General features: G+C 60.2%; 26 protein-coding genes and 1 tRNA gene. 12 read left to right on the forward strand and 15 right to left on the reverse strand.

From position 1 onward, the window contains the following. Positions 1-166 precede the first annotated feature (166 nt). Entirely contained in the window at positions 167-811 is a 645-nt protein-coding gene (locus H7847_RS12050; RefSeq protein ID WP_227269732.1) for a hypothetical protein, read from the reverse strand. Between the two features lie 358 nt (positions 812-1,169). On the opposite strand from H7847_RS12050, the gene H7847_RS12055 reads away from it, so the two are divergent. Further along, complete coding sequence (locus H7847_RS12055; RefSeq protein WP_227269733.1) at positions 1,170-1,595, forward strand: tyrosine-type recombinase/integrase; 426 nt, start codon at positions 1,170-1,172, stop codon at positions 1,593-1,595. Between the two features lie 73 nt (positions 1,596-1,668). On the opposite strand, the gene H7847_RS12060 is transcribed toward H7847_RS12055, so the two are convergent. Continuing rightward, positions 1,669-1,742 (reverse strand) — tRNA-Cys (locus H7847_RS12060). A 146-nt stretch (positions 1,743-1,888) separates the two neighbouring features. On the opposite strand from H7847_RS12060, the gene H7847_RS12065 reads away from it, so the two are divergent. The 4 genes from H7847_RS12065 to H7847_RS12080 all read left to right on the forward strand — a co-directional run bounded on the left by H7847_RS12065 (position 1,889) and on the right by H7847_RS12080 (position 5,595). Then, entirely contained in the window at positions 1,889-2,542 is a 654-nt protein-coding gene (locus H7847_RS12065) for a protein-L-isoaspartate O-methyltransferase family protein (RefSeq protein WP_227269734.1), read from the forward strand. A 36-nt stretch (positions 2,543-2,578) separates the two neighbouring features. After that, positions 2,579-4,030 (forward strand): TolC family outer membrane protein, encoded by a 1,452-nt coding sequence (locus tag H7847_RS12070; RefSeq protein ID WP_406675992.1) that lies wholly within the window; start codon positions 2,579-2,581, stop codon positions 4,028-4,030. Between the two features lie 68 nt (positions 4,031-4,098). Beyond that, on the forward strand, positions 4,099-4,842 hold the full coding sequence (locus H7847_RS12075; RefSeq protein ID WP_227269735.1) for a hypothetical protein: 744 nt from the start codon (positions 4,099-4,101) through the stop codon (positions 4,840-4,842). Positions 4,843-5,016: 174 nt separating this feature from the next. Beyond that, complete coding sequence (locus H7847_RS12080; RefSeq protein ID WP_227269736.1) at positions 5,017-5,595, forward strand: cobalamin biosynthesis protein CobQ; 579 nt, start codon at positions 5,017-5,019, stop codon at positions 5,593-5,595. 50 nt (positions 5,596-5,645) lie between these two features. On the opposite strand, the gene H7847_RS12085 is transcribed toward H7847_RS12080, so the two are convergent. Beyond that, the gene (locus H7847_RS12085; protein WP_011567985.1) at positions 5,646-5,966 is read right to left on the reverse strand and encodes a DUF6280 family protein; all 321 of its coding nucleotides are present in this window, start codon (positions 5,964-5,966) and stop codon (positions 5,646-5,648) included. A gap of 222 nt (positions 5,967-6,188) precedes the next feature. On the opposite strand from H7847_RS12085, the gene efp reads away from it, so the two are divergent. Continuing rightward, complete coding sequence (efp, locus tag H7847_RS12090; protein WP_227269737.1) at positions 6,189-6,752, forward strand: elongation factor P; 564 nt, start codon at positions 6,189-6,191, stop codon at positions 6,750-6,752. A 70-nt stretch (positions 6,753-6,822) separates the two neighbouring features. On the opposite strand, the gene ygfZ is transcribed toward efp, so the two are convergent. Beyond that, positions 6,823-7,560 carry a CAF17-like 4Fe-4S cluster assembly/insertion protein YgfZ gene (ygfZ, locus tag H7847_RS12095; protein WP_227269738.1) on the reverse strand — a complete coding sequence of 246 codons (738 nt, stop codon included), beginning with the start codon at positions 7,558-7,560 and terminating at the stop codon, positions 6,823-6,825. Between the two features lie 66 nt (positions 7,561-7,626). Between ygfZ and H7847_RS12100 the strand changes: the two genes are divergently transcribed. Continuing rightward, a complete protein-coding gene (locus H7847_RS12100; protein ID WP_227269739.1) occupies positions 7,627-8,301 on the forward strand; it encodes a TIGR04283 family arsenosugar biosynthesis glycosyltransferase in 675 nt (224 codons plus the stop codon). 287 nt (positions 8,302-8,588) lie between these two features. Here the strand turns inward: H7847_RS12100 and H7847_RS12105 are convergent, their stop codons facing one another. Genes H7847_RS12105 through H7847_RS12110 form a run of 3 tightly spaced genes read right to left on the reverse strand, consistent with a single transcriptional unit; the run spans position 8,589 to position 9,316 of the window. Then, a complete protein-coding gene (locus H7847_RS12105) occupies positions 8,589-9,047 on the reverse strand; it encodes an ATP-binding cassette domain-containing protein (protein WP_319799767.1) in 459 nt (152 codons plus the stop codon). After that, positions 9,048-9,170 carry a hypothetical protein gene (locus H7847_RS26740; protein WP_264479551.1) on the reverse strand — a complete coding sequence of 41 codons (123 nt, stop codon included), beginning with the start codon at positions 9,168-9,170 and terminating at the stop codon, positions 9,048-9,050. It lies immediately after the preceding gene. Continuing rightward, positions 9,167-9,316 (reverse strand): hypothetical protein, encoded by a 150-nt coding sequence (locus H7847_RS12110; protein ID WP_227269740.1) that lies wholly within the window; start codon positions 9,314-9,316, stop codon positions 9,167-9,169. Before H7847_RS12110 ends, H7847_RS26740 begins: the two co-directional genes overlap by 4 nt. Positions 9,317-9,562: 246 nt before the next feature. Between H7847_RS12110 and H7847_RS12115 the strand changes: the two genes are divergently transcribed. Beyond that, a complete protein-coding gene (locus H7847_RS12115; protein ID WP_227269741.1) occupies positions 9,563-10,771 on the forward strand; it encodes a pyridoxal-phosphate-dependent aminotransferase family protein in 1,209 nt (402 codons plus the stop codon). Here the strand turns inward: H7847_RS12115 and H7847_RS12120 are convergent. Together H7847_RS12120 and H7847_RS12125 are read right to left on the reverse strand one after the other, a co-directional pair. Next, positions 10,768-10,983, reverse strand: coding sequence for a hypothetical protein (locus H7847_RS12120; protein WP_227269742.1), 216 nt, complete (start codon positions 10,981-10,983; stop codon positions 10,768-10,770). The two genes, H7847_RS12115 and H7847_RS12120, sit on opposite strands and share 4 nt — an antisense overlap. Positions 10,984-11,039: 56 nt before the next feature. Continuing rightward, the gene (locus H7847_RS12125) at positions 11,040-12,143 is read right to left on the reverse strand and encodes a pyridoxal phosphate-dependent aminotransferase (RefSeq protein WP_227269743.1); all 1,104 of its coding nucleotides are present in this window, start codon (positions 12,141-12,143) and stop codon (positions 11,040-11,042) included. Positions 12,144-12,257: 114 nt separating this feature from the next. Here H7847_RS12125 and H7847_RS12130 point away from each other — a divergent pair, with 114 nt between their 5' ends. Then, positions 12,258-13,046: a crotonase/enoyl-CoA hydratase family protein gene (locus tag H7847_RS12130; protein WP_227269744.1), complete on the forward strand. Its 789-nt coding sequence runs from the start codon at positions 12,258-12,260 to the stop codon at positions 13,044-13,046. A gap of 18 nt (positions 13,047-13,064) precedes the next feature. On the opposite strand, the gene H7847_RS12135 is transcribed toward H7847_RS12130, so the two are convergent. From H7847_RS12135 to H7847_RS12145, 3 genes are all read right to left on the reverse strand, one after another. Beyond that, positions 13,065-13,394 carry a DnaJ family domain-containing protein gene (locus tag H7847_RS12135; RefSeq protein ID WP_227269745.1) on the reverse strand — a complete coding sequence of 110 codons (330 nt, stop codon included), beginning with the start codon at positions 13,392-13,394 and terminating at the stop codon, positions 13,065-13,067. Positions 13,395-13,403: 9 nt separating this feature from the next. Further along, positions 13,404-16,463 (reverse strand): valine--tRNA ligase, encoded by a 3,060-nt coding sequence (locus tag H7847_RS12140; RefSeq protein WP_227269746.1) that lies wholly within the window; start codon positions 16,461-16,463, stop codon positions 13,404-13,406. A 112-nt stretch (positions 16,464-16,575) separates the two neighbouring features. After that, positions 16,576-17,454 (reverse strand): phytanoyl-CoA dioxygenase family protein, encoded by an 879-nt coding sequence (locus H7847_RS12145; protein ID WP_227269747.1) that lies wholly within the window; start codon positions 17,452-17,454, stop codon positions 16,576-16,578. Between the two features lie 203 nt (positions 17,455-17,657). Between H7847_RS12145 and H7847_RS12150 the strand changes: the two genes are divergently transcribed. Both H7847_RS12150 and H7847_RS12155 read left to right on the forward strand, forming a co-directional pair. After that, positions 17,658-19,955 (forward strand): xanthine dehydrogenase family protein molybdopterin-binding subunit, encoded by a 2,298-nt coding sequence (locus H7847_RS12150; RefSeq protein WP_227269748.1) that lies wholly within the window; start codon positions 17,658-17,660, stop codon positions 19,953-19,955. Beyond that, on the forward strand, positions 19,936-21,012 hold the full coding sequence (locus H7847_RS12155; RefSeq protein ID WP_227269749.1) for a DUF2235 domain-containing protein: 1,077 nt from the start codon (positions 19,936-19,938) through the stop codon (positions 21,010-21,012). The genes H7847_RS12150 and H7847_RS12155 overlap by 20 nt, the downstream gene beginning before the upstream one ends. 57 nt (positions 21,013-21,069) lie before the next feature. Here the strand turns inward: H7847_RS12155 and H7847_RS12160 are convergent, their stop codons facing one another. The 3 genes from H7847_RS12160 to metF all read right to left on the reverse strand — a co-directional run bounded on the left by H7847_RS12160 (position 21,070) and on the right by metF (position 23,309). After that, positions 21,070-21,822, reverse strand: coding sequence for a YrbL family protein (locus H7847_RS12160; protein ID WP_227269750.1), 753 nt, complete (start codon positions 21,820-21,822; stop codon positions 21,070-21,072). A 64-nt stretch (positions 21,823-21,886) separates the two neighbouring features. After that, on the reverse strand, positions 21,887-22,378 hold the full coding sequence (locus tag H7847_RS12165) for a PaaI family thioesterase (RefSeq protein WP_227269751.1): 492 nt from the start codon (positions 22,376-22,378) through the stop codon (positions 21,887-21,889). Between the two features lie 61 nt (positions 22,379-22,439). Next, entirely contained in the window at positions 22,440-23,309 is an 870-nt protein-coding gene (gene metF, locus H7847_RS12170) for a methylenetetrahydrofolate reductase [NAD(P)H] (RefSeq protein ID WP_227269752.1), read from the reverse strand. Positions 23,310-23,396: 87 nt separating this feature from the next. Here metF and H7847_RS12175 point away from each other — a divergent pair, with 87 nt between their 5' ends. Next, the gene (locus tag H7847_RS12175) at positions 23,397-24,302 is read left to right on the forward strand and encodes a LysR family transcriptional regulator (protein WP_227269753.1); all 906 of its coding nucleotides are present in this window, start codon (positions 23,397-23,399) and stop codon (positions 24,300-24,302) included. The last annotated feature ends 49 nt before the right edge of the window (positions 24,303-24,351 follow it).

A 24,351-nucleotide genomic window follows, 5' to 3' on the forward strand; every position in this document is an offset into this window, starting at 1 on the left:
ACCTTTCTGCTCAGGTTTGGCGCTTTGATGCGGCGCAGGAAGGGTCCTGGCCAGTTTGCGGAGGCCCTCCGGTGAGATTGCGCGCAAGCCGCGGCGGGTCACTTGCCGATGACGTCGGGTAAAACCGTCGTTTTCAGGGGGCTCGAAACGTCTGAAAGATCAAATGTCAGACACGCCGGAAAACAAGCAACGCCCAGACAAGTACAATCGCCGCTGTGAACTCGACTGCTTCCTCCAGCAAAGAGACTTTTCTGGACGGCACGAGATCCAGAAGAACGCCGATCGCCAAGAGAATGATGTGCAGCACAAGGGTGAAGTTGAACCTGTGCTGCAGGAAGCGTTCTATGGGATGGCGTGCTTTGTAGACCGCGGTCAGAAAGCAAATGAAAGCAAACAGCAGAGACAGCGCGACGATAAGGGATGTCACATCGCCTTTCTGCATCATCCTGAGCAGGATGATCGCGATATCATGCCCGCCGTCGAATTCCCCGCCACCTTCCATCGGGGGCATCTCGAAGTCAAAAAGGCGCGCGCCAAAACTGACTTCACTCAGAAAGAGCAGAAGCGAAAACAGCGAAATCCCGAGAATCAGCTTAAAATCGAGCTTGCTTGCCAATGCACGGGTTGCCAAGGTCCAGAAGCCGAGCAGGCTGGCATAGAGGAAAAGGGCTGCCGATGCATTCTCCACCGGCCCGTCTTCGACCATAATCGAGGGTCGGATCAGCCCTGCAAGAAAGAGCAGACAAACGAGGGCTGTTGCTGAAAGCACCAATACAGGGAAAGGGAAGGGGCGTTTAAGCCAAGCGGCCATCCCCCCTCGCCATATTGTCATATAGCTGTTTCGTTCGTGTGCTTTCATGAAATCATCCGAAGTAATGACCATTCGGAAATATAGCTATTTCTGCGCCTTCGTAAGGCGCGGGGCATTCTGGGTGTTGTTTGGGCGGTTAACCGCCCTTTATACGCTCGTTTGATCGTGGCTGATATCCAGTATGAAGATCACGGCGACGGGTGCCTGCAGCATCTCATCACTCCCGACCTTTCGCGGTTTGATTGCGATCCTTTGATCCCAGCTATCTCACCCCGATAACGGCGTATCACCTAGTTGTTTGCCGCAGAACGAGGTGTGCTGTAAGCGGTGCGCCACTCCCACAGTTACGACATGACGCGTGATCTGCGATTCAGAGGCTTCTTTGGTTTTGTGGGGAGTTTCTCGATGGGAGCTACAAGCGCGTTTCAGCACACAAATGGCGAAAGTGGTGGATTCCACGCCAGATGACAGGTTTCTTATCCTGACGAATGCCAGCGGCGGGCAATTAACGGAACACCGCGCCTCTGAGGGCGTGCGCCAGTGGCGCGACAAGGTGGGACTGTCACCGGAAAAGATCGGCTATGACTTGCGACTTTACGATGCCCGGGGCACCGCCGCGACACGTCTCCTACGCGCTGGGCTTTCTTTATCACAGATCGCGGGATGCATGGGCTGGTCGCTGCGCACAGCGGCGGCCATGATTGAACGCTATGCGCAGGTTTCACCCAATGAATCCGATGATGTTTTGACCCTTTTGAACACTGCTAAAAGGGGTAAGTCGTGAACAGAATTGTAAAATGGTTTGTAAAATGCGGCCTCGCAGTCACGCAAAAATCAACTAAGTCATTGAAAATAAATGGAGGCGAGTACCGGAATCGAACCGGTGTACACGGATTTGCAATCCGCTGCGTCACCACTCCGCCAACTCGCCTCTGGTGGTGTGCCGAGACTGCTATCCGATATTCAAGGGTGCCGCAAGTGTCACAGGTCGTCAAAATACTGCTCTCAAGCGTTGCTGGCCGCAGTCAGATGTGCCACACGGGTACAAGAGTTTTCTGGACAGATGAGTTTAGCCGAATGCCCGACTTTTCAGCGCGTCGTACAACTATGGTGGACACTCAGGTGCGCCCGGCAGATGTGACCAAATTTCCGATTATCGAGGCTATGCTGACGATCCAGCGGGAGGACTTCGTGCCCGCTGCCCAACGGGAGGCAGCCTATGTTGGCGAAAATCTGGAACTGGAGGAGGGCCGCGTGATCCTCGAACCCAGAACGCTGGCCAAGATGCTGGACAATCTCGATATTTCGGTCGATGAGCTCGTTTTGGATGTCGGGTCCGCGCTGGGCTATTCAGCTGCGGTAATTGCGCGGATGGCCGAGGCGGTTGTTGCGGTTGAAGAAGACGAGGCGCTGGCAAGTGAAGCACAGGATGCCCTTTCGGCGGCAGGCATCGACAACGTGATCCTGCACAATGGCCCCCTGGTTGAGGGGGCGGCGCAGCATGGCCCCTACGATGTGATCGTGGTTCAGGGGGGAATCGTAAAGCTGCCAGATGCGTTGGTCGCGCAGCTGAAAGACGACGGTCGGATTGCATGCCTCTTCATGGACGGTCCTTTGGGGGAAGTTCGTATTGGCAGAAAGCAAAACGGCCTTATTTCCTGGCGCAGTGCCTTTAATGCAGGTGCGCCGGTATTGCCGGGCTTTGAGAGTGCGCCCGCGTTCCATTTCTGAGATGGAACGATCCAGCACACAGGTGATCTTGGAGAGATGACAAAGATGGCAGTCATGATGGAAGTGCAGAAAGTGAAACGCGTCTTGCGCAGCGGTACGCTTGTGCTGGGTCTGTGGGCGGGCCTGATGGCGACGACGGCGCAGGCCGAGACATTGGCTGACGCTCTGGTCGGGGCCTATCAGAACAGTGGCCTGCTGGATCAAAACCGTGCGTTGCTGCGTGCTGCTGACGAAGATGTCGCAGGCGCAGTGGCGGCGCTCAGGCCCATCATCACCTACACGGCTTCGATCTCACAGGAATATGGCGACAGGCGGACAACGACAAGTAGTGTCGGTTCATCATCGTCGGACATTAACAACACCGATGCCGATCTGGGGCTTGCCGCAAGTCTGTTGCTTTTTGATGGTGGGGCATCGGCGTTGTCGGTGGAGGCGGCAAAGGAAACCGTCCTCTCCACACGTCAGGATCTTATCAGCATCGAGCAGCAGGTGCTTTTGCGTGCCGTAAGCGCCTATCTCAGCGTCTATGCAAACCGTGACGTTGTGCAACTGCGACAAAACAACCTGCGACTTCTGCAAGAGGAATTGCGCGCGGCACAGGATCGTTTTGAGGTTGGTGAAGTGACGCGGACAGATGTGGCACAGGCTGAATCGAGCCTCGCAGAGGCACGGAGCGGTCTGGCGACGGCGCAGGGTGATCTGATGCAAGCTGTAGAGGAATACGTCAATGTGGTCGGACGCGAGCCCGGTCAGATTGCCACGCCCCCCAGATTGCCGCAGCTTGAAGCCGACAGTGAAGTGGCCCGCGCACGTGCGCTGCAAACGCATCCTGACTTATTGTCGGCAAAGCACGCCGTTGCGGCATCAGAGTTGAATATTCTGCGCGCCGAAGCCGCCTTGAACCCCACCGTCTCGGCCTTTGGCTCTTTGACAGTGAATGATGATCTGGACGGCAGCGATTACTCCAACGTCGGACGGTTTGGCGTTGAACTGAGCGGTCCGATCTATCAGGGCGGTGCGATCAGCGCCAGCATACGCCGCGCAATTGCGTTGCGCGATCTGGAGCTGGGCAGCCTCTACGAGGTGCAGAAAACCGTGTCTCAGGATGTTGGCAATGCCTATGCGGCCTTGGCGGCACAGCGGGCCAGTCTCGCGGCGAGTGAGGAGCGTATTCGCGCGTCACGGATCGCATTCCAGGGCGTGCGGGAAGAGGCAACGCTGGGGGCGCGAACGACGCTGGACGTGCTTGATGCAGAGCAGGATCTGCTTGATGCGGAAACCGCCCGGATTTCGGATGAGGCCAACCTCTACATCGCGGCCTACACGGTTCTGGAGGCGACGGGCCGGCTGACTGCGCGCGATCTGAACCTGGGCGTGCAAATCTATGACCCCGTTGCCTATTATGATTTGGTGGATGACGCGCCGACGGCCCGGTCACGACAGGGCAGACAGCTTGATCGCGTGATAAAATCGATCCAGCGGAACTGATTTCCCCGGCCATTGAATGATGAAACCCTGCGCGCTAAGATGCCTGTGGGGTTTTAAATGGTGTGGTTATGACAGAACCGGTTATTCGTTCGGAAGCAGAGGATGTTCTGGCATCCGTTCGCCGCTTTGTTGGTGAACAGACCCATCCCGTCAGTTTCAAGGAGCACGCAACGCCGATGGACAGGTTCGTTTTAACACCGAAATTGCGGGTGCCTGATCAGGATGTACTCCGCTTGATGCCCGAAGACGCGGTGCCGCCCGCAGAGCACTGGCATGAATTCGAAGAACCACCGTTGTCAGTACCGGGCGGGACCAAAGAGCCGGCCGATACCGCCCGTGAAAAAGACCCGCAGCAGGCTGTGCCGTCCCATTCTGTGTCGGTTCAGGCAAAGGCCACCGATCTCAAACATGGTGATTTTTCCGACCTCAGCGCAAAGATCGCCGCGCTGGAAACGGCGATTGCCAAGACCGCGGATCAGTGGGAGCCTGATGGCGACGTGCAAGACGCCTATGCCGGTACGCAATCCCCCGCCATGAAATGGCGGGACGATATCGAACTGGATGCTACCGGCAAACCTCTGAACCAGAGCGATGCGCCCTCTGCCTCCCTGGTTGAGACGGCCGCCAACGATTTGGCAATGGAAAAGGCGCGCATCGGGGGGGGCGTCGACGAAGACGCTTTGCGTGCAATTGTTGCTGAAATCGTTCGATCCGAGCTTCAGGGAGAATTGGGGCAGCGGATTACGCGAAACGTCCGTAAACTGGTTCGCCGCGAGATCCACAGGGCCCTTACAGCACAGTCTCTCGAGTAGGCGGCGTGGCAAAGGGCAGGGTCCAAGGGCAGTGAAGCGCGCTTTTTCACCGACATGGGCCACTCGAGTGTCACAAGGTGCCACGTGCCCAGATAGGGATAGTACTGGCTCGTCCCGAAATCTGCAGATAGGGAGTGTTACAGATGTGTCTGCGGTGGACCGGTTGACGGTTTCGTGAACACACCTGCGCATGTGTTGATCGGTGCCGCGGTTCTGGGCCGAGGCCCGGGCCGAGGTGTCTTCGTGGCGGCCCTTATCGGCGCACTACTGCCGGATTTGTCGCTCTATCTGATGGCGGGCACAGCGCTTTTCCTGCTGGACATTCCGCCGCAGGTCGTTTTCGACGAGCTTTATTTTTCGGATACTTGGCAGACGATCTTTGCCATCGATAATTCGTTTTTCGTGTGGGGCGGTCTGCTGGCCGTGGCGCTTTGGCGCAGATCTGGCTGGGGCATTGCGCTGACCGGGGCGGCGCTGTTGCATCTCTGCCTCGATTTTCCGCTGCACCATGATGACGGCCGACCGCATTTCTGGCCGCTTTCGGGATGGGTGTTCGAAAGCCCGGTAAGCTATTGGGACAGAACCCGTGGTGCGATGGTGATCGCCCCCATAGAGGCTGCTGCCGCAACAATCGCCGCCATTTCCTTGTGGGGCCAACGCTTGCGCTGGCCAACGGTCCTGTTGGTCGCCGCCTTGCTGGCGGCAGAAATCTGGGTCATCCGCCAGTGGTTATTCTTCTTTATCGACGGATAAAAAAAACGCGCCCGCAAAGGGGGGCGCGCCTTGATAAACTCAACGTGGTTTTATGCCGCTTCGGCCTGTTGTGCTGCATTGCGACGTTCGGATTCTTCGCGGGAAAGCGCGACAGATGTCCGGACGCCCTTGCCAACGAAATCCATCAGTCCTTCGACCACACGTTCGTTGGGGTCGATCCCGGCACAGCTCAGAACTTCGCGCCCGTCGCGCGACCGTGCCCAGCGGGCGATCTGCTCAGGGCCGTTGCCGTATTTCTTGTCATCCGCAATAGCGTCGTCCAAAGCAGCCAGTACAACGGCTGCAAAAAGTTTACGCGCACGATTGCCTTGTTCGTTATTGAAGGCGGTGCCGTCAACGAAATCTTTCATCTCGTCGTCCTTTCCATTATTCTTGCTCTTGTCTTTTTCGGCGTGAAGTTCCTTATGGAACAGTTTAGTCGATTCGGATACCCTCTATTCGCATAGCTCATATGCAGTATCCGCATGGCTTTCTGCGGGTGCAGCACGATATATCGTTGTCTTGTCACGCCTCATGCACCCAGATATAGGGGCGCGTAACCTATCATCAACCTTTTGCCATGGTTTTGTCATATGCCTAAAGTCAACGGAAACGAGATCCGGCCCGGGAACGTTCTGGAACATAACGGCGGTCTTTGGGCCGCGGTCAAAGTCGATCACGTAAAGCCCGGAAAAGGCGGCGCTTTCGCGCAGGTTGAGCTGCGCAACCTTCGAAACGGGTCCAAGCTGAACGAGCGTTTTCGTTCCGCGGACAAGGTTGAGCGCGTCCGGTTGGAGCAGAAAGACCAGACGTTTCTCTATGAAGATGCGGGCATGCTGGTGGTCATGGACACTGAAACCTACGAGCAAATCCAGCTTCCCGCAGAGCTCCTGGGAGAGCGTCGGCCCTTCCTTCAGGACGGCATGACAATCGTTGTGGAGTTCTATGAAGAGGAAGCGCTTAACGCAACGTTACCCCAGAAGGTGACCTGCAAAATCGTCGAGACCGAGCCGGTGGTCAAAGGTCAGACGGCTGCCAATTCCTTCAAACCGGCGATTCTGGAGAACGGTGTCAAGGTTATGGTGCCGCCGTTCGTGGGGCAGGACGAGGATATCATCGTCAATACAGAGACAATGGAATATGCCGAGCGGGCATAGGCACAGCCGCGGCTGGCAGGGCCCGCGCCCCACGGGCTGAACGGGGAGCCAGACCGCGGCGCTGTTTCTGTCAGGTCAGGCGGGTGATCACCGCATCGCCGGCCTGCATGGGGCCCGTGGCACGGTCAAAGCGCAGATAGGCGAGCGCCTTGTCATCGGCGCGGCTCAGCAGGGTGCCGGCGGGTTTGCCATTTGCCACAATTTCCGCCCCCTGATCCGCCGGACCTTCAACGGAGACCTGAGCCAACCCCTTGCGCAGTTCGGTCTTGTGTTGCATCCGCGCGGTGACTTCCTGGCCGACATAGCAGCCTTTGCGAAAATCGACGCCGGACAGACGCTCAAAGCCGACCTCCAGGATAAAGGTGTCGGGGGTCAGCTCGATCCCTGTTTCGGGGATCTGATGCGCCACCCGCAGGGCTGTCCAATCGGTATCATCGTCCTCCTGTGGCGTTTCGCGATAGGCGCGCCAGCCAAGGGCGGCATGCCGGGGGTCGGGCAGGGCGTCCTCCGGGGCATCTCCCAGACCGCGGTGCAGATGCAGGTCGGCAGGTGCGATGGAGACATCGGCGCGCAGCTTGTACATCGACAGCCGTTGGAAGAGCATATCGCCATGGCTCTCGGCCACGTCGAGCAACATCCCGCCGTCTGTCTTGGCGATGAAAAAATCAGCGATATATTTACCTTGTGGGGTCAACATCGCCGCATAGACCAGACCGTTTTCGATCCGGTTCACGTCGTTCGTCACGAGGCCCTGCAGGAATTCGGTCTTATCGTTGCCCGTAAGCTTCAGAATGCGACGTTTGGTCATGGGGGCTCCTCAACGCTGTTTGGGAGGGATATAACCACGTGGCCGCCAGTTGGAAGGGGTAGCACAATGCGCGCACCGATTTCGGTGATAATTCCGACCCTGAATGCGCAAGAGCATTTGGGGCCCTGTTTGATGTCTCTCATGCCCGGGCTTGAGGTGGGTCTCATTCGTGAGGTGATCGTCAGCGACGGCGGCTCGCGGGATGACACGGTCGAACTTGCCAAGGCCTGGGGAGCGGAGGTTGTCGACGGCACGGCGTCTCGCGGGGCGCAGCTTGCGCGCGGCTGTGCGGTCGCTCAGGGGCGCTGGTTTCTGGTGCTGCATGCGGATACACAACTGCGCGACGGTTGGGTCGGTCCGGTCATCAAGCATCTTGAGCATCACAAGGCGGGCTGGTTCAACCTGGCCTTTGATGATGGCGGTCTGGCCGGACGGGTCGTTGCGTGCTGGGCCAACCTGCGCAGCCATTGTGGTCTGCCTTACGGCGATCAGGGGCTTTTGCTGCCTGCTGCGCTTTATGACCGGGTTGGCGGATACCCATCCCAGCCCCTGATGGAAGATGTGGCCATCGCGCGGGCGCTGAGGGGCCAGCTGACCTGCATCGATGCGGTCGCGGTGACAAGTGCGGTGCGCTACAAGAAACAAGGCTGGCTGCGCCGTGGGACGCGCAATCTCTGGACCCTTGCACGCTATTTCGGCGGGGTCTGTCCGAAACAACTGGCTGACACCTACCGCAGCTAACCGGTGAAAAGCGCACTGATCTGCTGCAGAGAGCCACGCGTTGCCTCTCGGGACGGGATCGGGCTTTTGCCTTGGGCTGATGGTGGGGGTATCGGCTACTATCTTGCCATCCTGAAACCGCAGCCTGTAGAGATCCACGGAAACCCCATCACGTGCCCACGGTCCTGACGACGATCCTGTCGACCCCGGCATACGGTTGAGAGGCGGGGCGCGATCACCAATGCGGTCCTGCCCGCAGAGAGCGTGTCGAGCGCCTGCCGCACCACATGCCGAAGGCTGGTTTTGCCTCATTCATTAGCAGGATCGGCGTGCTGCGCAAAAAGCGCCCGCGCGATCACCGCGCGCTGGCGCTGCCCGCCGGAGAGCCCGGAGCCACGGGGCCCGACCTTTGTGTCCAGCCCCTCTGGCAACTTGTCGAGAAAATCGCTGACATTTGCGGCATCAGGCGCAGCCGTCAGCTCTGCCTTGGTGACATCGGTGCGCCCCGTCAGCGTCTGCTCCCGCAAGGTCCCGTCAAAGAGCAGCGCTTCTTGCGTCACCACAGAGCACAGGCTGCGCAGGTCTTGCAGCGCCATCTCATTGGTTGCCACACCGCCGATGCGCACCGGACCCTTTGCGGGATCAATCAGACCGGTCAGCGGATTGAAGATTATGGATTTACCGGCCCCGGACGCTTCGGCCCCGGTGATGATCGCCCGCCAGACGTTATTGATTTGCGTGACGTCTGTCTGGACCCGCTGGATCAGCTAGCCCGGCGATTGGGTCTGGTGAAACGCCCCGTCCTGCTGCATCATCCGGGCCAGCAGGTCATTGCGCACCTCGGCCGTTGTTCGCTCTGAGATCCGCGTCAGCACCACCTTCTGGATCACCCGGAAAAGGCCCGCACGACAAAAACGCCAAAGAGCATGAGGCTGACCACAAACAGGATGGATTTCTCGCCTGTGATAAATACCTGATCGAACACCGGCTGCATGAGATAAGCCAGCGCTCTCAGCACGGAGCTTTCGAGGATCATGAACACGATCGCGATCGAGAGCAGGCCAATGTGCTTGCGCAGATCGCCGAGCTAGAGCCATCGGAGCAGAGTTGCAGAGGGTTGACCGTTGTCGCGCATCGGGAGGCTTTGTCAGGGCGGGCGTGGCGCCGGTTCGCGGACAGGGTCTCTGATCTCTGCTGTGGGGCGGTGTGATGCCAAGCGTCGCGGCAATTGACCGTGGGTATCAAAACGCTACTGTTGCCGAGAAACAAAAGGACAGCCCCTATGACCCAAAAGCCCAACCTGTCGGCGGGACGTGATTATCTCGCGATCCCCGGGCCTTCCGTGATGCCGGATGCGGTGTTGCAAGCGATGCATCGGGCTGCACCGAACATCTACGCGGGTGAGCTGCCCGACATGATGCCCGACCTGATCGCTGATCTGAAACGGGTCGCTCGCACCAAGCACGATGTGGCGATCTACATTGGCAACGGTCATGCCACCTGGGAGGCGGCACTGGCCAACACGGTCGCCCCCGGCGAGACGGTTCTGGTCCCGGCCACTGGCCGCTTTGCCCATGGGTGGGCCGATATGGCAACCGGGCTGGGTATCAAGACGGAGATGCTGGATTTTGGTCAATCCGCGCCGATGGACATGGCGCGCATCGGCGACCGGCTCAGAGCGGATACGGACCACAAGATCAAGGCGGTTTTGGCCGTGCATGTCGATACCTCCACCTCGGTGCGCAACGATATCGCGGCCCTGCGGGCGGTGATGGACGAGGCCGGTCACCCTGCCTTGCTGATGGCTGACTGTATCGCCTCGCTGGGGTGTGACGTCTTTGAAATGGATGGCTGGGGTGTCGACGTCATGATCACCGGCTGCCAGAAGGGGCTGATGGTGCCGCCGGGTGTGGGATTTGTCTTTTTCAACGACAAGGCTGCCGGGGCGCGCGCGAGGATGTCCCGGGTGAGCCGCTATTGGGATTGGGTGCCGCGCGCCGCACCGGAGGAGTTCTTTCAATACTGGAACGGAACAGCGCCCACGCATCACGTCTATGGATTGCGCAAGGCGCTTGACCTGATCCACGCGGAAGGGATGGAGGCCGTCTGGCAGCGCCATGGCGTTCTGGCGCGGGCAATCTGGGCGGCCTGCGAGGCCTGGGGCGGGCAGGGCAAGCTTGCTCTGAACGTGGCGGACCCGGCGCACCGCAGTCATGCGGTGACCTCCCTTCGATTGGAGAGCCCGCAAGCCACGGCCCTGCGCGACTGGACCCAAAAGGAGTTGGGGCTCACGCTCGGGATCGGGCTTGGCATGGCGCCGCCCGGCGACCCGGCCTGGCACGGGTTTTTCCGGCTTGGCCACATGGGACATGTCAACGGCCATATGATTATGGGGTTGCTCGGCGGGATAGAGGCGGGGCTGACGGCGCTTGACATAGACCACGGCAAGGGAGCGCTGGAGGCCGCAGCACAGGCGATTGCCGGTCGCTAGCCGGCGGGCGGTCGGGCATGGGCCTGCTCGGCCATCCGGCGGCGATGCTCCACCCAGGTGACCCAGTGATTGACCACAAGGCCCAGAAAGACAGCCGCCACCAGCCCGTAAACGGCAAACAGGAACAGTAAAACCCAGGCCAGATTGACCCCGAACATCACGATACAGGCCCCGGTGAAATTCGGTGCGCGTCCAAGTTTGTGATTTTCCATATCACACCTCGCCGATCCATCACTGCGAAAGGAGTATAGACCGGCGTGCCGCAACGTCAGCTGTTTTCTGCCTGCCGCAGCGCCGCCGGCAGGGCTTCGGCCAGAATGTCGAGGTCCGCGGGCGTGCCGCAGCTGACCCGGATGCAGCGGTTTTGCGGTGCCGCGAAGGGCATGCGGACAAAAACGCCGTAGGAGATCAGCTCTTCGAGAACCCTGGCTGCAAAGCCGCCACCGCCACCGCAATCAATGGCCACGAAGTTCGTCGCGGAGGGAAGGGGGGTCAACCCGCAGTCGCGCGATATTTTCCCGATCCGCAGCCGCGAGGAGGCGATCCGCGCCAGCACCGACCGGAGCCACGTCTGGTCGGCAAGCGCTGCCAGCGCGCCTTCCTGCGCGGATCGGTTCATGCCGAAGTGGTTGCGTACCTTGTTGAAGGCAGCGATCAGCTCCGGGGCCCCGATGGCATATCCGATACGCGCGCCTGCCAGCCCGTAGGCCTTTGAAAAGGTGCGCAACCGGATCACTCTGGGATCGTCAAACGCCAGATCCGGCGATGTCCCCTTCGGGGCGCATTCGATATAGGCCTCATCCAGCACCAGAAGGGAGCCCAGCGGCAGATCGTCCAGGGCGCTGCACAGATCTTCGCCCTTGTGGGCACTGCCCATCGGATTGTCCGGATTGGCCAGATACACAAGCTTTGCGTCGACCTCTCCGGCCTTGGCGAACAGCGCCTGCGGGTCTTCGAAGTCGTTGTTGTAGGGCACCTTGTGCACGATGCCGCCAAAGCCTGTCGCGTGGTAATTGAAGGTGGGATAGGCCCCGTCCGAGGTCACAACCGGATCGCCTGGGGCCACAAAAAGGCGCACCAGGTAAGACAGCAACCCGTCGATACCTTCCCCGACCATGATACACTCCGGGCGGGTTTTCAGGTGCCGGGCAATGGCGTGCCGCAAATCATGATTCTCAGGATCGCCGTACATCCACTGCGGCGTCTCCGCCATGGCGCGAATCGCACTGGGTGAGGGGCCAAAGACGTTTTCATTAGCGCCCAAACGTGCGTCAAACCTCTGTTGGCGCTCTCTTTCCTGCGTTTCCGGGCCGACAAAAGGTACGTTCGCGGGAAGGGCATCTGCAATATGAGTAAGTCTGAAATGAGTCATGCCGCGTAATAAATCAACGCCCGGGTTCTCGGCAAGACCCCCGTGCCGCGACGTTTCTGTGGTAATTCGATCTGTGTCAGGTTTCCTACACCCGGCCCAAAAGGAGAATGTCAAATGCCGCGCGTCGATTTCAGTGAACAAGACCACATCGCCCATGTCATCCTGAATCGGCCTGAAAAGAAAAACGCCATGGATGATGAGATGATCGACGCGTTGATTGATGCGGGTCGCGCGGTCTCGGAAAGCAGCGCTCGTGTGGTGGTTCTCTCTGCTGCGGGCGATGATTTCTGCGCCGGGATCGATATCTCGGGCCTGACAAAGATGATCGGACAGGACATGCAGGCGTTGATTTGCCCGCGCACCCATGGTGCCGGCACAACCAACCGCTGGCAGGAGGTCGCAATGGTCTGGCACCGGCTGGATCTGCCCGTCATCGCCGCGTTGCAGGGGGCGGTCTATGGCGCAGGCCTGCAACTGGCGCTAGGGGCCGACATCCGCATCGCCGCGCCGCAGGCCAAGCTCGCTGTGATGGAGATGAAATGGGGGCTGATCCCGGATATGGGCGGCATGGTGCTTTTGCCGCGTCTGGTGCGCGATGACGTCATGAAACGTCTGATCTACACCGCTGAACCGGTGGAGGCGGCGCAGGCCGAACGTTGGGGGCTGGTCACCGAGGTTGCGGCGGACCCGCTGGCTGCCGCGCAAGCGCTGGCGCAAACCATTGCGGCCAAGGGGCCCAATGCGATCCGCGCGGCCAAGCGGCTCTGCGCGCAGGCGCACCTGGCCTCACCGCATGAGGTGCTCGTGGCGGAGGCCGAGGCGCAAGCCGCCCTCTTGGGCCAGCCCGAGCAGATGGAGGTGATCGCCGCGCAATTCGGCAAACGGGCCGCCGTCTTCAAATAGCCTGCCGGTCGCCGCGGCTCAGCTGATGAACTTTTTGCGCGCTTCCCGCGCGATCTCGTAGCGCAGTTCCAGGTCGGCGATCCGGGCCATCAGAGCCTTGCGCTCAGCCTCTGACGTGCAGTCCGTGTAAGCCTTTCGCGTTTCATCAAGTTGCTTTTTGAGGGTGAACTCCTCTGGCACCACACCCGCCTCGGCCATGATGCGCATGCCGGCAGAGAGGGCCGCCGCCTCACTGGTCTCAATCGGACGCTCGGGCAGCGGCTTGCCTTCGCCCGTCAAGCCGCTGAGTTTTCCGCTGGCCCGTGCCTTGGCAATCTGGCGTTCCACAAGGGTCCTGAAGCTGCGCATGGCCGCAGTCTACCCCAGTTCGGCCAGCCGCGCGAGCGCCTCTTGCAGCTTGGCCTCTTCCTCTTCGCGCAGGGCCAGATTGGCGCGGGTTTCCTCGACCACCTCCGGCGGGGCGGAGGCTGCGAATTTCGGGTTATTCAACCGCCCCCGCAGCCCGCCCAGTTCCTTGGCGAGCTTGCCCAGCGATTTTTCCAGCCGCGCTTTCTCCTCGCCGATGTCGATGATGTCGGCGAGCGGCAGGCCGAAGCTGGCCCCGGGCACGGCCAGCGAAACGGTCCCCTTTGGAAAGCTCTCCGCCCGGTCCAGCGCCTCGACGCGGGCCAGCCGCTTTATCATCACCTCATTGCGGGTCCAGGCGGTCTCTCCCTTGGGGCTGATGTCGGTGACCAGCAGCGGCACGTAAAGCCCTGCGGGGACATGCATCTGCGCGCGGGCGGAGCGGATCGCCTCGATGAGCGTGATGACCCAGTTGAGCTCCATATCCGCGTCGGTGTCCACCAGATCGGCCGCGCTGTAGGTTGGCCAATCGGCATGGACGAGCATCTTGGCGCGCGTGCCCGTGGCAGCCCAGAGCTCTTCGGTGATAAAGGGCATGATCGGGTGCAGCAGGATCATGCATTGATCCAGCACCCAGGCCATGGTGGCGCGGGTCTCGGGGGCAAAGGCGGTGTTGGCCTCATCCTGCAAGAGCGGTTTGGAAAGCTCCACATACCAGTCGCAGACCTTGCCCCAGACGAAACCGTAGGCGGCACTAGCGGCATCGTTGAAGCGGTAGTTCGCCAGACTTGCATCGATTTCTTCGCGCACCTTGGCGGTCTCGCCGATGATCCACTTGTTGACCGCCGCCTCGGGTGCCGGGATGCCGTCGCTGCGGGCGGCAAAGACGTCATTCATCTCCGCAAAGCGGCAGGCGTTCCAGAGTTTGGTGCCAAAATTACGATAGCCCGCAATACGTTGTGTGGAGAGTTTAAGGTCGCGCCCCATCGCAGCCATAGCGGTGAGCGTAAAGCGCACCGCATCCGCGCCGTACTCATCGATCAGCTCCAGCGGGTCGAGCACGTTGCCCAGGGATTTCGACATCTTCTTGCCGGTCTCGTCACGCACCAGCGCGTGGACATAGACGGTGTCGAAGGGTTTCTGGCCGACAACGGCGTATTGCATCATCATCATCCGTGCGACCCAGAAGAAGATGATGTCAAACCCGGTGATCAGCACGGAGGTGGGGAAGTATTTTTGCAGCGCTTCGTTCTGGGCATCTGTCTCGGCGTCGCCCGTCCAGCCCAGCGTCCCGATGGGCCAGAGGCCGGAGGAGAACCAGGTGTCGAGCACGTCGGGGTCGCGCCACAACGCGATCCCGCCAGCGCGATTTGATGTATGTTCAAAAGCAGCGCTCTCATTTTCAACGACTACAAATCTCAGATCGCCAAGTTCATCTTTGAGTTTGGTAATCGCATCAACCTCAGTTGCTGCGCAGATTGAAACAATAGCTGTCAAGTCCTGCTCGAACTCTAAGCCATATCTATCTGTTCTGGCTTTAGTTTTGTAAAAATACCACACCGGAATCTGATGCCCCCACCAGAGCTGGCGCGAGATGCACCAGGGTTCGATGTTTTCCAGCCAGTTGAAATAGACCTTTTTGTCCTGCTCGGGGAAAATCTCCACCTCGCCCGAGCGCACCGCGTCAATGGCGGGCCGAACGATCTTCTCCGCATCGACGAACCACTGATCCGTTAGCATCGGCTCAATAACCACCTTGGAGCGGTCGCCGAAGGGTTGCATGATCTTTTTCGCTTCGACCAGCGGCTCAAGAAAAGGCTCGTCGACCGGCAAAAACGCGTCTTCGGGGTCCGGGTCCGTGACAGGCACCATGACCGCCAGCCCTTCGGCGGTGATCTGTTTGACGACCGCCTTGCGTGCCACGAAACGGTCAAGCCCGCGTAGATCATCCGGCACGAGGTTGACCGCATCGGCCTCGGCCTCGGTCAAGGTCCGCTCCCCCTTTGCCACGGCCATGGCGATGGCGGCGGCCTCCGCATAGGGGGCACCGTCCTCCCGCATGGAGGCCTTGGTGTCCATCAGCCGGTAGAGCGGGATGCCGCCGCGCTTGGCAACGGCATAGTCGTTGAAATCATGCGCGCCGGTGATCTTGACCGCGCCAGAGCCAAACTCCGGGTCCGGGTATTCATCGGTGATGATCGGGATCAGGCGGCGATGCTCTTTGGGGCCAACAGGAATTTCACATAGCTTTCCGATAATTGGCGCATAGCGTTCATCCGATGGGTGAACAGCAACAGCCCCGTCGCCCAGCATGGTCTCGGGCCGCGTGGTCGCAATGGAGATGTAATCGCGGGTCTCGCGTAGCACCTCGTTGCCGTCCGCGTCCTTCTCCACGTACTCGTAGGTCTGACCCTCCGCCAGCGGGTACTTGAAGTGCCACATATGGCCATCGACTTCGATGTTCTCGACCTCCAGATCGGAGATCGCGGTCTCGAAATGCGGGTCCCAGTTCACCAGCCGCTTACCACGGTAGATCAGGCCCTTGTTGTACATGTCCACGAAGACCTTGATGACCGCATCGTGGAAGTTCGGCCCCTGGCCCGCGTCCGGATCGCCCGGCGCGCCGCCCATGGTAAAGGCCTCGCGGGACCAGTCACAGGACGCGCCGAGACGCTTCAATTGCCCGATGATCGTGCCGCGCGAGGCGACCTTCTGCTGCCAGACGCGTTCCACGAACTTCTCGCGGCCCATGGTTTGGCGGTTGGGTTCCTGGTTCAGCATCATCTCGCGTTCGGTGACCATCTGCGTGGCGATCCCGGCGTGATCGGTCCCCGGTTGCCAGAGCGTGTCAAACCCGCGCATGCGATGCCAGCGGACCAGAATGTCCTGCAGCGTGTTGTTGAAGGCGTGGCCCATGTGCAGGCTGCCCGTCACATTGGGCGGCGGGATCATGATGGAGAACGTCTCGTCGCGTGTCGCATTGACCCCGGCCTTGAACGCCCCGGCTTTCTCCCAGGCGGCATAGAGGCGTGCTTCCGCCTCTTTTGCGTCAAATGTCTTGTCCAGCGCCATGTTCCGCGTCCTCTGTTGCGTTGCGCGTTCATCTAGCCGACGCCGCAGCAAAGGAAAAGGTGGCGCGTGCGGATTGTTTGCGTCGGCTGTCCGCGTCCGCTTGTCCTCCGGATCAGTTGTACAGGCTGCCTTGTTTCTGTGCGCCCGACATCATGGCCTTGGCCTGTGCCGCGCGGATTTCGTCATATTGCGCGAGCGCCTCTGACGTAAAATTGCGCGTGGGCGCAGGAAAGCTGGAAAAGTGACCAAAGCGGTCCTGTCCGCGGGCAAGCAGGGCGAAATCCACATCCGCCACCTGCTGTGTGACATCCGGGGTGCAGTATCGGATGACGGCAGCAATCCTGCGGTCATCGGTGGTGTTGGGCCCGGATCCGTGAATGGTCAGCCCGTGGTGCAGCGAAATCTGCCCGGGATGAATCTCGATCGGGATCTTGTCTGCGGCGTCGACCTCGACCTTCACCTCCTGACCGCGAGACAGCAGATTGTCTTCGGCAAAGGTGTCTTCATGCGGCAGGATCGCATTTTTATGCGAGCCCCGGACAAAATCCATACAGCCGGAGGCCGGTGTCGCGGGCGACAGGGAAAGCCAGGCCGTGACCAGCCCGTCGATGGCGCCAAGCCCCCAGTAGGTCAGGTCCTGATGCATCGACACCTTATGGCGGGTGTTTGGTTCTTTGATAAAGAATTCAACGGCGTAGATCATGATGTCGGGGCCCAATATACCCTCCACCACATCCAGGATGCGCGGGTCGGAGCCGATCCGGTGGGCCAGCGGCATCACGCAATGCGCATTGACCCGTTTGTAGGTGCTGAGCGGCAGGGGCAGATCGCGATCAAGCCACTCGGCCTCCAGCGCTTCCAGTTCCGCGCGCATCCGGCGGGCCTCTGCCGCGGGCATGACCTCGATGGGAAAGAGATAGCCGTCCTGCCAGTAGGCGGCCTTTTGCGTCTCGGTCAACCGACCGTTTTCCAGGGGCAGCGGGGATGGCATGAGAGGCTCCTCTTTGTTCGTCATCATCGGGTGCAGGTCTGGTCAATGCGGCTCTGTTGGCGATCTCACTCCCGGAGGCGTTGAGTGTGCCGCAACCGGATCGACGACCGATGCGGCGCGGCCATTCTGCACACGGGCTGGACACCGCTGGTTCTGCCGCTAGTGTCCGGCCTGTCAGCGTCTATAACACAAGGAAGCCTGCCATGGAAAAGTTCGGAAAATCACAGCCGGTCAAACGGGTTGAAGACATTCGCTTCCTGACGGGTGAAGGGCGCTATGTCGACGACATAGCGCCGGATACGGCCCTCTTTGCCGTTGTGTTCCGGGCACCGGTTGCCCATGCAACGATCACCGCGCTTGATGTGAGTGCTGCGCGCGCGGCCGAAGGTGTGCGGGCCGTGCTGACGGCGGATGACCTCAAGGCCGCAGGCATCGACCATTCGATGTCCTCCTCCATCATCAAGAATCGCGATGGCAGCATGGGGGCCGCTCCGCGTCGTCCCGTTCTGGCAGAAGACAGGATGCGTTTTGTGGGGGAGCCGGTCGCGTTCATCGTGGCCCAGACGCTGGAGCAGGCCCGCGATGCAGCAGAGCTTATCGAGCTGGATTATGACGACATGCCCGCCAAGATGGACCTCAAGCCGGGCGGCCCCGCGATCCATGACGAAGCACCTGACAATCTTGCGTTTGATTGGGGGATGGGGGACGAGGCCGCGACCGAGGCTGCTTTTCAAAAGGCCGCCCGTACCGTCAGTCTGGAGGTCCCGGACAACCGCATCATCGTGAACTCGCTTGAGCCGCGCGGCTGTTTTGCCGAATGGCAGGACGGGCGCGTGCATGTGTCCTTGGGCGGGCAAGGCGTCTGGGATCACAAGGCCGAGATTTCCAAGGCCCTCAATATCGACCCCGAGCAGGTTCGCGTGACCAACCCCGACATCGGGGGTGGTTTCGGGATGAAGGGATTTCCTTATCCCGAATACATCCTGACAGCCTATGCCGCCCAGGTTGTGGGCCAGCCTGTGCGGTGGATGTCGGAGCGGACGGAAGCAATGCTGACCGATAACGCCGGGCGCGATCTGACCAGCCTGGCCGAGTTTGCCTTTGACGAGAGCAACAAGATCACCGCCTACCGTGTGCATACCCGTTGCAATCTGGGGGCCTACAACAGCCAATTCGGCCAGTTCATCCAGAGCCAGCTTTTCAGCCGCGTGCTGATGGGGGTTTATGATGTGCAGACGACTTGGCTGCACGTGGAAGGTATCTATACCAATACCACCTATGTCGATGCCTACCGGGGGGCCGGACGGCCGGAGGCGATTTATGTGCTGGAGCGGCTGATGGATCGCGCGGCGCGGGAACTGGAGGTCGACCCGCTGGAATTGCGGCGGATCAATTTCATCAGGCCCGATCAGTTTCCCTATAAGAACTCGACCGGCGAGACCTATGATGTAGGCGATTTCGATAAAGTCCTGCGCCGCGCCGAGGAGGAATCCGATCTTGCGGGTTTTGTCGCACGTAAATCTGATGATGCTGCCCGCGGATTGCTGCGCGGGATGGGACTTTGTTACTATATAGAAAGTATTTTAGGCGATCCTTCGGAAAGCGCCAAAGTGGCGTTCAACGAGGATGGCACGGTGAATATATACGTCGGGACACAAAGCACGGGGCAGGGGCATGAGACTGTCTATGCCCAGTTTCTGAGCGACCAGACGGGTATTCCGGCGGACCGCGTCTTTGTCATCCAAGGCGACAGCGACCAGATCAAACAGGGTGGCGGCACCGGCGGGTCACGCTCTGTCACGGTGCAGAACACGGCGACGCTGGCCACGGTGGCGACGATGAAGACCGCCTTCACGGATTTTCTGGCCGATGAAATGGGCGTGCCCGCGTCAGAGATCAGCTTTGATGATGAGCGGTTCCGCGCTGAAGGCTCCAACCTGACACCGACCATGCTGGAGGTGGCGGAGATGGCCCGCGACAAGGGGCGCGACGATCTGCTGGTGCATGAGGAACGCACGACTCTGCCCGCCCGCAGCTTTCCCAATGGGTGCCATGTTTCAGAGGTGGTGATTGATCCCGAAACGGGTGTCGTGACGGTGGACCGCTATACTGTCGTTGACGATTTTGGAAACCTTATCAATCCGTTGCTGGCTGAAGGTCAGGTGCACGGCGGTGTCGCTCAGGGTATTGGACAGGCCATCACAGAGCATGTGGTTTTCGACAGGGATGGCCAGTTGCTCACAGCATCGTTCATGGACTACGCCATGCCGCGGGCCGATGGTATTCCCATGATAAGCTTTACGTCAGAGCCGGTGCCATCGACTGCCAACATCATGGGTATGAAGGGCTGTGGCGAGGCCGGTACCGTTGGTGCGCTGGCGGCCGTTTCCAATGCGGTCCAGGATGCGCTCTGGGCGCAGGGGGTGCGTCAGGCAGATATGCCCTTCACCCCGCTCAAGGTTTGGGAGTTGCTGAACGGTCATGCTATCGCGGCGGAGTAAAAAGGCGCTTCTCTGGCTGCGGCGCAAGGTCTGGCGGCGCCCGGCGCGCGATTTTGGCCCGCGTCGCGGGCCCGTGACCCATGTGGTGATCCTCGATGGTACGATGTCCTCGCTCGATCCGGGATGTGAGACAAACGCCGGTCAGATGTATCGGCTGTGCCGCGAGATGGGCACACAGTTGTCGATTTATTACGAGCCAGGTTTGCAGTGGAACGATTGGCGGTCCGCCCGAGACGTGATGCTGGGGCGGGGCATCAACCGGCAAATCCGACGGGCTTATGGGTATCTCGCCTCGCGGTATCGGCCGGGGGACCGGATTTTTCTGATCGGCTATTCGCGAGGGGCCTATGCCGTGCGCAGCCTTGCCGGGGTCATCGACCGAATGGGGCTCTTGCGCGCACAGCGCGCGACCGAGCGGAATATCCGCGATGTCTACCGGCACTATGAATGCAACCCCGAAAGCGAAGCGGCGCAGGCCTTCAGCCACGCGAAATGCCTGCACGACGTTGAGATCGAGATGATCGGCGTCTGGGACACGGTCAAGGCGCTGGGGCTGAACATGCCGGTGCTCTGGCGTCTGAGCGAAAAGAGCCATGCGTTCCACAACCACGAGCTCAGCCATAACGTCAAGGCAGGCTTTCACGCGCTCGCTCTGGACGAGACCCGTGTCGCCTACAAGCCGATCATGTGGTCGTCACCCGAAGGCTATACAGGTCGGGTGGAGCAGGTGTGGTTTCCCGGCACCCATGGTGACATCGGTGGCCAACTTGGCGGATATGACGCGGCGCGACCGCTCGCAAACATTCCGCTTGTCTGGATGTTGGAACGGGCGTGGCTTGCCGGTCTTCCGCTGCCCGAAGACTGGTCGGGCCGTTTTCCCCGCGATGTGACCGCCCCCATGCTGGGGACATTCAGGGGCAAGGGAAAGTGGTTTATCACAAGGCGCGCGCGTGTCGCGCCGCAGGACCCGTCAGAGCGATTGCATGAAAGTGTCACGCTGCGCCAAAATGCCCAGCCCGCGCCGCGCGGATGGTTCGGTTTTGGCAAAACCGTGTAAGCATTACAGGGCCATATGCCCATGGTTCGGCTCTTTGGGGCTTTCAGCGTGACCGGATCAAATGCTGCTTTGACGCCCGTTCTCAGGTCCCGGTAGAAAGAAACGCCGGCGCGCCACATCGTAGGACAGCCCGGTGGTCCGCGTGATGCTCAGAAACCGTTTCTGCAGGCCAGCTGCGTTTTTACGGGCTGACAGGGACCGGGTTGAAAATATCCGGTGGTCCGCAAATCCGTCGATCAGCATGACCCGGTGCCGGCCCTGATCTGTTGCCAGCACGAGGTTGCCTTTGTGAACGTCCGGCGCCACGATGTGATGCGCATAGAGCAGATCGACGCATTCGTTGAGCGGGTCAATCACGTCGGCAAGCAGTCCCGCATCGTCGATCTGAGCCAGGGTCGGTGCCAGGTTCCCCTCCCCATCGCAGGCGGCCTCCCAGAGCGAGCCCTGACCAACGGTTGTTTCAACGAACCCGTAAAACGCGGGGATCGGCAGTTTTATGTTCGTCTTGCTCTCGATCCGCGAAAGTTTCCGCCGGTAACGTGCCTCCTTGCGGTAGATGCGCACGTCGATGTAAGGGGCAACCGCGCGCACCAGCCGCTTCATGAAGGGCCGGTTCCGGCTGTACTCTGCATAGCGCGGGACCTTTAGAATCAAGGGCTTGTTGGCATGTCCTTTCGGGGCCATATGCGCGGGGACCCTGTAGACATCACGCCGCATCCCCTCAGCGACCTTTTTCAAGTGCGCCACGTCAAAGACACCGTTGGTCTCAGGTCCGCCCGGAACCTCGTTATGATGATTTATTGTGGTCACTCTGGATGATCTGCGTCGCAGGATCGTAACACTTGTTGGCAGGTGCTGCGAGCAGCTTTTTCCGCTATCCGGTCGGCCGGAGATTCATGATGATACAGGTGGTCGAGCCCGTCGCATAGACCTTGCCATCCTGCACGCCGCGAATGTCGGCATGGGCTACCGCTGTGGAGCGTCCGCTGTGATCAACCACGGCCTCACAATGGACAGACATGCCCATGGGGATCGCGCGGGTGATGTTCACCTTGTACTCGAGCGTCGTATAGACCGACCCTTGCGGCACCCTGGTCATCACCGCACAGCCCAAGGCGGAATCAAGCAGGCTGCCGTACCAACCGCCATGCACGGCCCCGCTGGGGTTGAGCGCGTTGAAGGTCGGTTCGCCCCAGAACAGCACGCGCCCCTCATCGACCTCCAGCAGGTTGAGGTTCAGGGTTTCGGCAATCGGTGCCCCCGCGATTTCCCCTGCAAGAAGGCCCTTCATGAAGGCCAGTCCTGACATCGACAGAATTTTCGCAGGGGGTGTCAGATCGGCCTGAGATTGCGCGGCATAGGGCATGAGCGTCTCCGAAACAGCTTTGATTTCAGAAAGCTAACCGTTCAATCGGGGGCTGCAAGGGTTACGCGACGTCTTGCACACCGGTGATGGCTTGCGTCACACCAAGGGCATGGCAAATCTCGCGTGTAAGGTCGGGGCGGTTCAGGGTGTAGAAATGCAGGCTGTCGACCCCTTCGTCCACCAGATCCGAGCAAAGCTCGGTGCAGAGCGCCCGGGCCAGCAGATCATGACGATCATCGCGCAGGGCCGCATCAAAGGCCTGGTCGAGCCAGAGCGGCACGGAAGTGCCACAGCGCAGGGCAAACTTGCGGGCGTTTTTCCAGTTTGTGATGGGGAGGATACCGGGTGTGATCGGGGCGTCGATCCCGGCCTTGACGCAATCGTCCCGGAACCTCAGAAAGGTCTCCGCCTCAAAGAAGAACTGCGTAATCGCCTCGGAGGCGCCGGCGTCAATCTTGGCTTTGAGCCAGTCGATATTGGCCTGCTGGCTCGCGGCCTCGGGGTGTTTTTCAGGATAGGCCCCGACGCGGAGGGTGAATTGCCCGGTGCGCGCCAACGCGTCAACCAAGGCGATGGCGTCGGCGAAGCCTTCGGGGTGCGGCGTAAATCCATCGCTGCCCTCAGGCGCATCGCCGCGCAGAGCCACCAGATCGGTGACCCCGGCCTTGGCAAAGCGTTGGGCGATGGCCATCGTTTCGGTCTTTGAGGCCCCGACGCAGGTCAGATGGGCCGCCACGGGCAGGCCGGAGGTTTTGTGCAGGGTATAGGCCGCATCATGGGTCAGGTCGCGCGTGCTGCCGCCCGCCCCATAGGTCACCGAGAAAAACCGTGGCTCAAGAGGGGCCAGCGCCTGTGCGGTATCCCAAAGCTTGAAGGAGGCGTCGATGGAGCGCGGCGGGAAAACTTCGAATGAGACGGCGGGCGTGGTCATGATAACCTCCTTGAGGGTTCGACACCTTGTGTCACAAATCGAAAAGTGAGACAAATTCATAACATTCATCTTTAATATGAGCTCCCCATGCATATCGAGTTTCGCCACCTGCGCACGATCCAGGCCATCCACGAGGCTGGCGGGCTTGCACGGGCGGCCGATCAGCTTCACATCACGCAATCCGCCTTGAGCCATCAGATCAAAGGGTTGGAGGATCAGGCCGGGGTCGAGCTCTTTGTGCGCCGGTCCAAGCCATTGAAGCTGTCCCCGGCAGGTATGCGGCTGTTAAAGCTGGCCCAGCAGGTGTTGCCGCAGATACAGGCTTTGCAAAATGAATTCAGTGGCTTGCGCGAGGGCAGTACCGGTCGGATGCATATCGCCATCGAATGTCATGCCTGTTTCGAATGGCTGTTTCCGGTATTGGAGCAGTTTCGCAAGGCCTGGGGCGAAGTGGACGTCGACATCCGCCCCGGGTTGGCCTTTGACGCGCTGCCAGCTCTCTTGAAAGAGGACGTCGATCTGGTGGTGTCCTCTGATCCCGAGGAGCTGTCGGGGGTCGAATTTGTTGAGCTTTTTGACTACGCCCCTGTTTTTGTCGCGGCAAAGTCGCATCCCCTGGCGCAGAAACCTTTCGTCGAGGCGGCGGATTTCCGCGGTGAAACCCTGATTACCTACCCGGTGGAACGCACCCGGCTGGATGTGTTCAGCCAGTTGCTGATTCCCGCCAAGGTGGAGCCCGCCGCGATCCGGCAGGTGGAATTGACCGCAGTGATCCTGCTGCTCGTGGCCTCCAACAGGGGGGTTGCGGTGCTGCCCGATTGGGTGGTGCGGGAGGTCAAGTACTCCTCCGATTACGTGACCCGGCCGCTCACCGCGCAAGGCATTACCCGGCGTCTCTATGCGGCGGTGCGCAAGGATGATCTTGGCAAACCGTTTATGGAGGATCTGCTGCGGCTGGCGGGCGAAGAGGCGCGCAAGCTGCAAGCCCAGTAGCAGATGCGATCAGACCTGCCCGTCCTCTGGCCAAAGGTCGCGGAAAAAC

It is taken from the genome of Roseobacter weihaiensis (assembly GCF_020622345.1).
Taxonomy (GTDB): domain Bacteria; phylum Pseudomonadota; class Alphaproteobacteria; order Rhodobacterales; family Rhodobacteraceae; genus Roseobacter; species Roseobacter weihaiensis.

Coding starts and splice junctions, on each gene's coding strand:
- H7847_RS12050 (WP_227269732.1), bottom strand. CDS start 811: ATGGCCGCTTGGCTTAAACGCCCCTTCCCTTTCCCTGTATTGGTGCTT.
- H7847_RS12065 (WP_227269734.1), top strand. CDS start 1,889: ATGCCCGACTTTTCAGCGCGTCGTACAACTATGGTGGACACTCAGGTG.
- H7847_RS12070 (WP_406675992.1), top strand. CDS start 2,579: ATGACAAAGATGGCAGTCATGATGGAAGTGCAGAAAGTGAAACGCGTC.
- H7847_RS12075 (WP_227269735.1), top strand. CDS start 4,099: ATGACAGAACCGGTTATTCGTTCGGAAGCAGAGGATGTTCTGGCATCC.
- H7847_RS12085 (WP_011567985.1), bottom strand. CDS start 5,966: ATGAAAGATTTCGTTGACGGCACCGCCTTCAATAACGAACAAGGCAAT.
- efp (WP_227269737.1), top strand. CDS start 6,189: ATGCCTAAAGTCAACGGAAACGAGATCCGGCCCGGGAACGTTCTGGAA.
- ygfZ (WP_227269738.1), bottom strand. CDS start 7,560: ATGACCAAACGTCGCATTCTGAAGCTTACGGGCAACGATAAGACCGAA.
- H7847_RS12100 (WP_227269739.1), top strand. CDS start 7,627: ATGCGCGCACCGATTTCGGTGATAATTCCGACCCTGAATGCGCAAGAG.
- H7847_RS12110 (WP_227269740.1), bottom strand. CDS start 9,316: ATGATCCTCGAAAGCTCCGTGCTGAGAGCGCTGGCTTATCTCATGCAG.
- H7847_RS12115 (WP_227269741.1), top strand. CDS start 9,563: ATGACCCAAAAGCCCAACCTGTCGGCGGGACGTGATTATCTCGCGATC.
- H7847_RS12120 (WP_227269742.1), bottom strand. CDS start 10,983: ATGGAAAATCACAAACTTGGACGCGCACCGAATTTCACCGGGGCCTGT.
- H7847_RS12125 (WP_227269743.1), bottom strand. CDS start 12,143: ATGACTCATTTCAGACTTACTCATATTGCAGATGCCCTTCCCGCGAAC.
- H7847_RS12130 (WP_227269744.1), top strand. CDS start 12,258: ATGCCGCGCGTCGATTTCAGTGAACAAGACCACATCGCCCATGTCATC.
- H7847_RS12135 (WP_227269745.1), bottom strand. CDS start 13,394: ATGCGCAGCTTCAGGACCCTTGTGGAACGCCAGATTGCCAAGGCACGG.
- H7847_RS12140 (WP_227269746.1), bottom strand. CDS start 16,463: ATGGCGCTGGACAAGACATTTGACGCAAAAGAGGCGGAAGCACGCCTC.
- H7847_RS12145 (WP_227269747.1), bottom strand. CDS start 17,454: ATGCCATCCCCGCTGCCCCTGGAAAACGGTCGGTTGACCGAGACGCAA.
- H7847_RS12150 (WP_227269748.1), top strand. CDS start 17,658: ATGGAAAAGTTCGGAAAATCACAGCCGGTCAAACGGGTTGAAGACATT.
- H7847_RS12155 (WP_227269749.1), top strand. CDS start 19,936: ATGCTATCGCGGCGGAGTAAAAAGGCGCTTCTCTGGCTGCGGCGCAAG.
- H7847_RS12165 (WP_227269751.1), bottom strand. CDS start 22,378: ATGCCCTATGCCGCGCAATCTCAGGCCGATCTGACACCCCCTGCGAAA.
- metF (WP_227269752.1), bottom strand. CDS start 23,309: ATGACCACGCCCGCCGTCTCATTCGAAGTTTTCCCGCCGCGCTCCATC.
- H7847_RS12175 (WP_227269753.1), top strand. CDS start 23,397: ATGCATATCGAGTTTCGCCACCTGCGCACGATCCAGGCCATCCACGAG.